Source organism: Microcoleus sp. PH2017_08_TRC_O_A (assembly GCF_020738665.1).
Taxonomy (GTDB): Bacteria; Cyanobacteriota; Cyanobacteriia; order Cyanobacteriales; family Microcoleaceae; genus Microcoleus.
In genome coordinates this window covers 123,022-134,078 of record NZ_JAEQCE010000020.1, presented here as the reverse complement: position 1 = coordinate 134,078, position 11,057 = coordinate 123,022, and the positions used below count along the sequence as shown (strand labels likewise).

General features: G+C 48.5%; 10 protein-coding genes. 5 read left to right on the top strand and 5 right to left on the bottom strand.

Going from position 1 to position 11,057, the window contains the following annotated elements:
• Positions 1–143: 143 nt before the first annotated feature.
• Entirely contained in the window at positions 144–533 is a 390-nt protein-coding gene (gcvH, locus tag JGK22_RS08825) for a glycine cleavage system protein GcvH (RefSeq protein WP_293184463.1), read from the bottom strand.
• Positions 534–593: 60 nt separating this feature from the next.
• Here gcvH and JGK22_RS08820 point away from each other — a divergent pair, with 60 nt between their 5' ends.
• The gene (locus tag JGK22_RS08820) at positions 594–1,421 is read left to right on the top strand and encodes an alpha/beta hydrolase (protein ID WP_293198061.1); all 828 of its coding nucleotides are present in this window, start codon (positions 594–596) and stop codon (positions 1,419–1,421) included.
• A gap of 174 nt (positions 1,422–1,595) precedes the next feature.
• Here JGK22_RS08820 and JGK22_RS08815 read toward each other — a convergent pair whose 3' ends face one another.
• Both JGK22_RS08815 and JGK22_RS08810 read right to left on the bottom strand, forming a co-directional pair.
• On the bottom strand, positions 1,596–3,911 hold the full coding sequence (locus JGK22_RS08815; RefSeq protein ID WP_293312706.1) for a phosphodiester glycosidase family protein: 2,316 nt from the start codon (positions 3,909–3,911) through the stop codon (positions 1,596–1,598).
• A 282-nt stretch (positions 3,912–4,193) separates the two neighbouring features.
• Complete coding sequence (locus JGK22_RS08810; protein WP_293184470.1) at positions 4,194–4,406, bottom strand: hypothetical protein; 213 nt, start codon at positions 4,404–4,406, stop codon at positions 4,194–4,196.
• Positions 4,407–4,542: 136 nt separating this feature from the next.
• Between JGK22_RS08810 and JGK22_RS08805 the strand changes: the two genes are divergently transcribed.
• The 4 genes from JGK22_RS08805 (at position 4,543) to JGK22_RS08790 (ending at position 10,390) form a co-directional block, all read left to right on the top strand.
• Complete coding sequence (locus JGK22_RS08805) at positions 4,543–9,279, top strand: glutamate synthase-related protein (RefSeq protein WP_293216694.1); 4,737 nt, start codon at positions 4,543–4,545, stop codon at positions 9,277–9,279.
• 220 nt (positions 9,280–9,499) lie between these two features.
• Complete coding sequence (locus JGK22_RS08800; RefSeq protein ID WP_293184475.1) at positions 9,500–9,706, top strand: hypothetical protein; 207 nt, start codon at positions 9,500–9,502, stop codon at positions 9,704–9,706.
• A 48-nt stretch (positions 9,707–9,754) separates the two neighbouring features.
• Complete coding sequence (locus JGK22_RS08795) at positions 9,755–9,952, top strand: hypothetical protein (protein WP_293184477.1); 198 nt, start codon at positions 9,755–9,757, stop codon at positions 9,950–9,952.
• Positions 9,953–9,955: 3 nt separating this feature from the next.
• The gene (locus tag JGK22_RS08790) at positions 9,956–10,390 is read left to right on the top strand and encodes a hypothetical protein (protein ID WP_293216691.1); all 435 of its coding nucleotides are present in this window, start codon (positions 9,956–9,958) and stop codon (positions 10,388–10,390) included.
• 214 nt (positions 10,391–10,604) lie between these two features.
• Here the strand turns inward: JGK22_RS08790 and JGK22_RS08785 are convergent, their stop codons facing one another.
• Together JGK22_RS08785 and JGK22_RS08780 are read right to left on the bottom strand one after the other, a co-directional pair.
• Positions 10,605–10,829: a type II toxin-antitoxin system HicB family antitoxin gene (locus JGK22_RS08785; protein ID WP_293184481.1), complete on the bottom strand. Its 225-nt coding sequence runs from the start codon at positions 10,827–10,829 to the stop codon at positions 10,605–10,607.
• Positions 10,826–11,041, bottom strand: coding sequence for a type II toxin-antitoxin system HicA family toxin (locus JGK22_RS08780; RefSeq protein ID WP_293184483.1), 216 nt, complete (start codon positions 11,039–11,041; stop codon positions 10,826–10,828). Before JGK22_RS08780 ends, JGK22_RS08785 begins: the two co-directional genes overlap by 4 nt.
• Positions 11,042–11,057: the final 16 nt, after the last annotated feature.

Sequence of the window (11,057 nt, the reverse complement as noted above, 5' to 3'; positions counted from 1 at the left end):
CAAATAGTCTCGTGCGATCGCCCGAGTTGCGGACAAAGCTACCCAAATAGTCAAGGATGGGTAGCTTTGTCCATAAATTAAGTTACAGTTTCAAACCCCATGCCCTGTTTGGCCCATGCCCCATGCCCTGTTTGCCCCATGCCCTACTCCCCTTCTACCATTTTGCGATAGTCTTGAACCGACAAAGCATCATCCGCATCGCTAGCGTTGTCAACGCGCACTTTCAGAAACCAGCCAGCGCCGTAGGGATCTTCTGCCAAGTTTTCGGGAGACTCTATAATGTCATCATTGCGTTCTACGACTGTACCAGTCACAGGCGCTTTCAAGTCTTCAACTGCTTTCACTGACTCGACTGTACCGAATGGTTCGCCCTTTTCCAACCCTGCACCGACTTCAGGCAAATCTAGAAACACAATATCACCGAGTTGGTCAACTGCAAAGGAACTGATGCCGATCGTGGCTATTTCCCCTTCGAGTCGGATGTATTCGTGAGTGTCTAGGTATTTTAGGTCATCGGGGTATTGTAGTGCCATGTTTTTTCTCGCAATGAACAAAGTCTCAATTAAATCTTATTAAATTATGGGCATTGAGTTATGGCAAATTGGAATAAAAAAAATATGAACCTTTTACTTTTCGGGGAATTCTCTGTCCAACGAGTCTTTAGCTCTATAATTTTTATCTACGCTTTTCTGTGTCTTTACGCAGTCTTTTTTTCAGACAGGTTGATTTTTCAACCTCCCGCTGCTGGCTACCAGGATACCAGCGAAATCATTAAACTTAGCTCAGCTAATGGTCTGAAAATTTCTGCTGTTCATTTTCCGAACCCCCAAGCCCAATATACCATACTTTACAGTCACGGCAATGCAGAGGATTTGGGATATATTTGGTCGGTTTTGCGAGAGATTCGAGATAGCGGGTTTGCTGTATTTGCTTACGATTATCAAGGTTACGGTACGAGTCAGGGAAAGCCTTCTGAGTATAATGTTTATCGCGATAGTTCGGCGGCTTACGGTTATTTAACCGAACAGTTGCGAGTTCCGCCTAAGCAGATTATTGTGTACGGACGTTCTGTTGGTGGCGGGCCGGCTATTGATTTGGCTTCGCGGCAATCTGTGGGCGGTTTGGTGGTTGAAAGTTCGTTTGTTTCGGTTTTTCGGGTGTTGACGCAGATTCCGCTTTTGCCATTTGATAAGTTTGTGAATGTTGATAAAATTGGTAAAGTACGATCGCCCGTTTTAGTAATTCACGGTAAGGCAGATCGGGTGGTGCCGTTTTGGCACCCAGAGCAGCTTTTTGCGGCTGCTAAGCAGCCGAAACTTAATTTTTGGGTCGATCGCGCCGGACACAACGATTTAATGGAGGTCGCTGGCGATCGCTATGCTACAACTTTGCGAAGGTTTGTTGGTGCGATCGCCAATTAAGTTTGCAGTCAGGACTTGAGTCCTCAGAAAGAAGGACTGATATCGTTTCCGGTTGCATCGGAATGATTTAACCGCAGAGAACGCAGAGGACACAGAGAGAATAGAGAGATTAACAATTCCCATGCTACCGGATTTGATATGAAGTCCGAACGATCGAACCTTTTTTTGATTGATTTATGGTTGGATGAAAATGCCGATCGCATTATGGACTCTCGCAGCAGTAGACGGCGGGCGATCGAGCAAACTGCCTCCCAAATACAAACTTGTCGAACTTCCCCCATCCAAGTTTAAAGCCTCCACAGCACCCATTTGCTGCAATATCTGCGCCAGTTCCGCGAAATTTGGGCCGGCCCCGCCCGCGCGATTGTGCACCGCTACAATTAGCAAATTCCCCGCAGCAGTTCGCCCGATCGCACTCCGAATCGCCGTCTGTCGAACATAGGCATCGCTAAAGCCTTCCGCCTTCGCATCCACAGCCACTCGACTGTTTTGTACCAACACCGGCCCGCCACCGAGAATGTAGGGAAAGCGGTTGAAATTAGCCGGAATTGTGTTAGTTTCTAAACGCAATAAATTTCCTGCTAGCAATTGGGATGCAGGAGACAAATCGGAACGCAAAGCTAAAATATAACCGTTCCCTGGAATTGGAAAATTGGTTTTTCCCGTGGCACCTCCGGGGGATTGACTGACAACTCTATCGCCCGCAACTGTGACAACTATTTCATCGTCGGAAAACGGAGTATAAGTCCCTCCCCAATCGGGATTGTAACGACCGATTCCAGATTCCACGTAGGCACTATTTAACTGAGAAATAGATAAACGTTGATTCGCAGAAGTTATTAAAGTTTCTTGCAAAGTCAAACGATCGATCGCAAATTCGCCTCGATCGTTCCAAGCGATCGCCCCGCGATTCAATATCGGCCCGGAAAGCCATTTCGTATCCCGCCGAATCGCACCTAAAGCTAGTCGATTGATGCGATTGAAAAATCCGGCATTAATTGCAGCAGCCGTTCCCGAAAGTTCCGCTGTTTGTAATAAAGGTGCACTACCTTTCTCTGTCGGCGGATTGCTCAACAACGGTCGAATTTTGATGCCGGATTGACGCGGATTCACTTCTAAGGAATATACCGGGAAACGCGCTGTTCCTAAATTTTGATACTGTTGTCTCCATCGAACTCCCGCCGCCCAAGCAATGTCTTTTTCTACTAACGAGTCGGGGCGAATGTCGATTACTAATCGATGGGGATTTCCTAAACTGAAAACTTGCGGCCGCCAACCTAAGGGAATTTGTACTTTGATTCTGGTTTGATTCCCCGCAGGTTCGATTTTTAGCGATCGCAATTGCTGACTGGTTGCAAAAATGCGATCGCCCAAAGTGCGATCGACTTTGGCATCGATCGCGATCGACCATTCTTGACTGGCGATCGCCTGTATGGGTGCTAGCGGCTGCGAGAATGCTGGTTTTGTCGGGTCGTCTGGTGTTTCGAGGTTTGGTGTTACGGGGCTGACCTGCAAAGGGATAGCGGGTTTTGTGGGGTCGTCTGTTGGTGATGGGCTGGGTGTATCCACAAAGTTAACTTGCCACGGGGCGGCGCGATCGAGATCTAGAACAATGCGATCGCCCGTTTCTCTGGCTGCTTGCCGAATTCCGGTGACATTCGCAGGTTGAGTGGTGATTTTTAGGAGATTATTGTCGATCGATATTTGCCAGCCGGCAAGTTTAGCAAAATCGGTAATATCTAAGTAACGATACGCACCAGTCGATCGCGCCCTCAAACTTTGAGCATTACTTAAAGATACGGAAAACCACTGTACAGGTTGTTTGGTACTGTCGGCGGTGGACAGCAAATCTACTCCGGCAGATTGCATTAAGCCAATGTCGGCAATCCAAGTTCGGATGTTCGCAGAATTGCTGTTTGTTGGCTGTTGAGTCCAAGCTAAGGGAATGATCCGGCCGTTGAGAGAGACTTGGCGGCCTTGTTTGATTGTGGCAACTGGTGGTATAGATTGAGTCATTAGTTTTAACTCAGACTTTGCACTATTTTTGGCCACAGGCAAGATGCCTGTGCCACTATCCATCAAGCTATTTGTGGGGTGGGCATCTTGCCCGCCCCCAGAGGCCACAGGCAAGATGCCTGTGCCACTATTTATCAAGCCTTTCTTTGTGGGGTGGGCATCTTGCCCGCCCCCAGAGGCCACAGGCAAGATGCCCCCAGAGGCCACAGGCAAGATGCCTGTGTCACCATTTATCAAGCCTTTCTTTGTGGGGTGGGCTTCTAGCCCGCCCTCAGTCACAGGCAAGATGCCCCCAGAGGCCACAGGCAAGATGCCTGTGCCACTCCGACTCTCTTGGGCTGTTGCAGGTTGATTCCAGACTGAGTACAGAAGGATCGTCGCCAGTACGGGCGAAATCGACACTGACAATATCCAGGGCCAAACACTCGATCGCCTTCTGTTAGCTGCTACTAGCCGTTTTTGTCTAATGTGCATTTTTTTATTCTGGAAACCTAAAACCATTAACCTTCAAAAATGCCTGCAATACAGCACAACGGTAAAAAAATCTAATTTTATTGAATAATCTTAATTTCTTTGGCTGTGTAGTTGGCTGTAGTTAGTTGCATAATATTAAGGCAGGGTTTAATTAGTTGTGAGCCTCGCTGCTACAACACTACTTGCACCTACTCACGCCCGCGAGCAGGTGTCTTTTATGTCTGGGGCGCTGACGAAAGCAACTAAACACCGCAGTGAACAAAATAAAGCTAAAGTTACTATTTACTGATGTTCGCTGCAAGGCGATCGAGCGGACTCAGGAAAAAACACGCAAAAAACTCGATCGCCCCCAATATATCTAGTTGCTGGGTAGCAATTCCTCAAAGGATCGCTGCTTGTTAACAGCAGCGTATTCTGCCAGAGATCTCCGAAGCGATTCGATCGAGATAATTTAAAATCTCCAAACAGGGTTTCCGCGTTACGTACAGGAAGCATCTACGTAAATTTTTATCGAATCAGCTTGCTATGTGCTGTTTTAAGATTTACTAGACTCCCACCGCTCGGCAGCATTCTCTCTCCGAGCTATAAAAACAAATCAACCACACAATCACAGAAATAACATTCAATCAACATGGGTAACACGATCGATCTAAACAGCAACGTGCATCAAACTGAGCGAGGAACTCCATTTGCCGGCCAAAACTGGTTAGTGGAAGAAAGAGATGCCTGCGGTGTGGGGTTTATTGCCAATCAAAGCGGCGAAGCTACGCACTCACTTATTCAAAAAGCCCTCCCAGCCTTAACTTGTCTGGAACATCGCGGCGGTTGCAGTGCAGACTCCGATTCTGGCGACGGCGCAGGTTTGATGACTGCAATTCCTTGGGAATTGTTGCATACTTGGTTTGCCGAACAGGGAATTGTGCCTCCACCACAGGAAAACTGCGGGGTAGGAATGATGTTTCTGTCTCAAGATGAAAGTCAAGCCAATACCGCGCGGCAGGTGGTTGAGGAAGTTGTGAAAGCACGCGGTTTCACTGTGGTGGGATGGCGGAAAGTTCCCGTTGTACCGTCGGTTTTGGGCCCGCAAGCACGGGAAAATCAACCTCAAATCGAACAAATCATTGTAAGTTCACCAAACTTAGCCGGAGATGAGCTCGACAGACAGTTATTTCTCGCCCGCCGCACGATCGGACACTCGCTATCGGATCGCCCAGGCTTCACCCGCCAAGACTTTTATAGTTGCTCTTTTTCTTCCCGCACGATCGTCTATAAAGGCATGGTGCGATCGGCAATACTCGGAGAATTTTACCTCGATCTGAAAAATCCCGCTTATAAAAGCGCCTTTGCCGTCTATCACCGCCGCTTCAGCACCAACACCATGCCCCGCTGGCACCTAGCCCAACCCATGCGCTTGCTGGGACACAACGGCGAAATTAATACGCTGTTGGGCAATATTACCTGGATGAAAGCGCGACAAGCGAATTTATCTCACCCGAATTGGAGTCAAGCCGACATCGACACCTTCAATCCCATTGTCAACTCCGAAAGCAGCGATTCGGCAAACTTGGACAACGTGATGGAAATGTTGGTGCACTCCGGCCGATCGCCCCTGGAATCGCTGACAATTATGGTGCCCGAAGCCTACAAAAATCAGCCGGATTTGGTTCCCTATCCCGAAATTGTCGATTTTTACGAATATTACAGCGGTATTCAAGAACCTTGGGATGGCCCGGCGCTGTTGGTATTTAGCGATGGCAAGCAAGTAGGTGCTACGCTCGATCGCAACGGTTTGCGTCCAGCCCGCTACTGCATTACTAAAGACGGTTTGGTAATTGTCGCCTCCGAAGCCGGAGTTGTCGATATTCCCGAAGCAGATATCGTCGAAAAAGGCCGCTTGGGGCCCGGACAAATGATTGCAGTGGACTTGCAAACCAAGGAAATTCTCAAAAATTGGCAGCTAAAACAGCGGATTGCGAAGCGCCACCCCTACGGCGAATGGCTCAAACAACACCGCGAAACCTTGCAACCTCAGCCTTTTGCCGAAACCGCAACCCTCGACTCGCAAGCCCTGTTAGCCACCCAAACTGCTTTTGGCTACACCGCCGAAGATTTGGATATGGTAATTGTGGAGATGGCAAGTTCTGGAAAAGAACCGACTTTCTGCATGGGCGATGACATTCCCTTAGCTGTGTTGTCAGAAAAGCCTCAGTTACTTTATAACTATTTCAAACAGCGGTTTGCTCAAGTGACAAATCCGCCGATCGACCCCCTGCGCGAGGGGATGGTGATGTCGCTGACAATGAATATGGGTTTGCGCGGCAATTTACTGCAAGCAACACCGGAAAATGCCAAGCTGCTAAAAATTGATTCCCCCGTACTCAACGACGGTGAACTGTCTTTCTTGAAAGACCAAAAGTCTTTCCCTGCAAAGCAACTGTCAACTCTTTACAAAATTACTTCCGGGCCTGCTGGCTTGCAAAGCGCAGTCGAGCAACTTTGTCAAGATGCTGTGGAGGCAATTCGATCGGGCGCAAGAATTCTGATCTTGAGCGATCGACCATCGCAGAAAAAAGGCGAATCTGCTGCTGTGGGATTGAGTGATGAATGCACTTACATTCCCCCCTTGCTAGCAGTTGGTGCAGTTCACCACCACTTAATTAGCGTCGGGATGCGGATGCAAACTTCGCTGGTTGTGGATACGGCGCAGTGCTGGAGCACTCACCACTTCGCGTGTTTGATTGGTTACGGCGCGATCGCAGTTTGCCCTTATTTAGCACTGGAAAGCGTGCGCGGCTGGTGGTTTGACACCAAAACTCAAAATTTGATGGAACATGGCAAAGTTCCCAAGATTACCGTCACTGAGGCTCAAGCTAAATATCGCACAGCGGTAGAAAACGGCTTGCTGAAGATTATGTCGAAAATGGGGATTTCGCTGCTGTCTAGCTATCAAGGCGCGCAAATCTTTGAGGCGATCGGCATTGGCGCCGATCTGCTCAATTTGGGATTCAAAGGCACTGTGTCTCGAATCGGCGGTTTGAGTATCGCTGAACTTGCTAACGAGGTAATGTCTTTCCACTCTCAGGCTTTCCCCGAATTACTCCAGAAAAAGCTGGAAAACTTCGGCTTCGTGCAGTACCGCCGAGGTGGCGAATATCACATGAACAGCCCGGAAATGGCCAAGGCTTTGCACAAGGCTGTGGCTACATTTAAGGCTGATACTAACGGTAACGGTAACGGGGCCGAAGTCTCTCCCGCCGCGAGCGGGGACGCTCGCACTGAAGCAAAAACGGCTTACGATCATTACGAGGTTTACAAAAAACAGCTAGAAAACCGCCCGGTTACGGCTTTACGAGATTTGCTCGACTTTGCGAGCGATCGCCCTTCCATCCCCATCGAAGAAGTCGAATCTGTAGCAGATGTTGTCAAACGCTTCGCCACCGGCGGAATGTCTCTCGGCGCTTTGTCGCCGGAAGCCCACGAAACACTCGCCATTGCAATGAACCGCATCGGCGGCAAATCCAACTCCGGCGAAGGCGGCGAAGACCCGATTCGATACAATGTGCTGAACGATGTGAGCGCGGCCGGTTTCTCACAAACCCTACCTCACTTAAAAGGTTTGCAGAACGGCGATACAGCCTGTTCGTCCATCAAACAGGTAGCTTCAGGACGTTTCGGGGTAACTCCTGAGTATCTGATGAGCGCCAAACAAATCGAAATTAAAGTCGCACAAGGTGCGAAACCGGGTGAAGGCGGTCAATTACCGGGGCCGAAAGTGAGCGAGTACATCGCCTATTTGCGCCGATCGAAACCGGGTGTCACTTTGATTTCGCCTCCTCCTCACCACGACATTTATTCGATCGAGGATTTGGCGCAGTTGATTTTTGACTTGCATCAAATCAATCCGAAAGCGGGTGTTTCGGTGAAGTTGGTATCGGAAGTCGGTATCGGCACTGTAGCAGCGGGCGTTGCGAAGGCAAATGCTGATGTGATTCAAATTTCCGGCCACGACGGCGGCACCGGTGCGTCTCCACTTAGTTCGATTAAACACGCAGGTTCTCCGTGGGAACTCGGATTGACCGAAGTTCACCGAGTGCTGATTGAGAACAAGTTGCGCGATCGAGTTTTACTGCGCGTTGACGGCGGCTTCAAAACTGGTTGGGACGTAATTATCGGCGCTTTGATGGGCGGCGAAGAGTACGGTTTCGGCACCGTGGCAATGATTGCCGAAGGCTGCATTATGGCTCGCGTTTGCCACATGAATAGTTGTCCTGTGGGCGTCACAACTCAACAGGAACACTTGCGGAAACGGTTCCCCGGAACGCCGGAACACGTGGTTAATTTCTTCTATTTCGTAGCAGAAGAAGTGCGGAGTTTGTTGGCGAAGTTGGGTTATAAGTCGATCGCAGATATCATCGGCCGCGCGGATTTGCTGAAGATGCGGGATGGGGTGAAACTAACTAAAACTCAAGCGATTAATTTGGATTGTTTGACGAAGTTACCGGATACTAAGGGCGATCGATCTTTCTTAGTCCACGGCGACATTCACACCAACGGGCCTGTGCTGGATGACGAATTGTTGGCGGATGTTGAGATTCAAAGTGCGATCGGCAATCACGGCACTGTCAGCAAGAATGTAACATTGGTAAATACCGATCGCACTGTGGGAGCGCGTTTATCAGGTGCGATCGCGCTGCAACACGGCAACACAGGCTTTACTGGTGAAATAGTCCTCAACTGCACAGGTAGCGCGGGCCAAAGCTTCGGCGCGTTCAATTTACCGGGGATGACGCTGGTACTGTCTGGCCAAGCTAACGACTACGTTGGTAAGGGGATGCACGGTGGCGAAATTGCGATCAAACCGCCCGCTGGTGCGACGTATGATGCTGCCGAAAATGCGATCGTCGGTAACACTTGCTTGTACGGCGCGACGGGCGGAACCCTGTTAGCTGCGGGTAAAGCGGGCGAACGGTTTGCGGTGCGTAACTCAATGGCGAAAGCAGTCATTGAAGGTGCAGGCGATCACTGTTGCGAGTACATGACTGGTGGCGTGATCGTCGTCCTAGGAAAAGTCGGCCGGAACGTCGGCGCTGGAATGACTGGCGGCTTGGGTTATTTCCTCGATGAAGATGGCAATTTCCCGGCTCACGTCAACGGGGAGATTGTCAAGATGCAGCGGGTTTCTACAGCCGCTGGGGAAGCGCAGTTGAAGGAGTTGATTGAGATGCAGTGCGATCGAACGGGCAGCAAAAAAGCCGCGAAGATTCTCGCAAATTGGTCGGAATATTTGCCGAAGTTCTGGCAAGTTGTGCCGCCAAGTGAAGCGAATTCGCCGGAGGCTTCGGAACAAAAGATTGCTGTGGAAGTTTAATTTTGCGGCTGGTTAAATAGATGAGGGGTGACGCGAGTTGCCCCTTTTTTGATAATTATTCTGGGTTTTTGAGCTGTAGAGTCGATCGCAACGCTGCGGTGTTATACTAAATGTCAGGTGTAACACCTGTTAACATAAGCAACTTTTAAAGCTATATGAAGACAGGTGTATTACCCGAGGACAAGTGTTTGAAGGTAAAGAGTAGAGATAATGGGTATTAATGTATGCGAGCAAACAAGCAATGCCTTCCAAAAAGCCTGTAATCACCATCCGAGTGAACCCCGAAGAATATGAGGTTTTGCAAGAATGGGCTGATTCCGAGTTCAGAAGTGTGCCCAGCTTAGTGCTGGCATTCGTTCGGAAAACGCTCTTAGAGCGCAAGCAGCAACACCCAGACTATCGAACTCAACAACCTAAATCTAAATGACCTTGCCATTGACACCATTCAAATGAACATTATGGAGATACGATCGTTGTGACCAATTCTCAACCAGAGGAAGTCACCTCAAGCCACTCCGTCACCGAACGATGGCGGTGTTACGCAATGCAGGAAAAATACGGCTGGCGACTGCTACGAATCAAACCGACAAAAGACTCAACCCTCAAATACTCCTGCATATTTGAAGGTGAAACCAGTTTTCCTAACTACATGGATGAAGACGAGGAGGATTAACAAATGGGCAGAAAATACATTATTTTTCGTGCTGACTGGACAGAAGAAGAAGGTGCCGAGAACAGACTTTTAGCTCACACCGGAGGGCTAACCGACATTCTGGCAGAGTATTTTGATTCATCAAATTCACCGATTCCTGAACCTGGTTATCGGCCGCTAGAGTTCCAAACTCTGACAGAATCTAAAGACACCCAAATAGCTGGTGCTGATACTCATTACCGCGTAGGCGACTGGGAAGTAGTTAGAGTAGAAGAATACCTGAGAGCCATCCAGAACAATGAATTTGAGATGATCGTGGTTTGCTACTGCAAATACTCCCCTGTTCAGACACCATTGATACCGATGCCAAAAGCTACGGTTTCAGTTGACTCCTTCGGTTCGGAGGAAAAATATCGGCAGTATCTCGAACAAACAAAGCAAGCAACAGCACTTGTTTAAAAATAATCTCCACTAGGAAGGTATGGAAATTTTCATACCTTTTTTGATTATTTGCGGTTGGCTAAAACAAAAGTGGCGATCGATCTCCCAATTCGTGCCAATTTTGCCTAGAATAGATATAACCTATGAAATAACATCTGTCATGCAAAGTTACACGATCGCAGAAGTCTGTAATCCACAGGCGACAATCTTTATTAATGATGTTTAGAGATGCTTATGCGTGTTGTAAAAATTGACCGAATAATTGCGGCTGTGGCAAGGGTTTACCATCAGCTACGGTCGATTCAGTGAGAAGTTCCAAAACCTCGCGGGCATTTTTTAATGCGTCTTCGTAAGTATCCCCGTGGGTATGACAATAGTCTCCCCATTCGGGAAAACTAACGACATAGCAGTTATCCTCATCTGACCACTGAATAATAATGGTATAACGATTGTTCATTTGTTTTCCTCCTCAATTTCAGCTAATTGCTTGAGAGCGTTGTCAACATCTTTTTCCTGATAGAGTTTTGCATCACCGCCGTCTTTTCCCGAGAGAGTCAGCTTTCCTGGTAGTAGAGGATGTGACCATTTGGTGTGGCTCCCTTTAGCAGACTCACAAGTAAATCCTGCTTTCAATAATAGGCTTTTCAAATCCCTGATTTTTTTGGGCATCTCTTACTTAGCATTC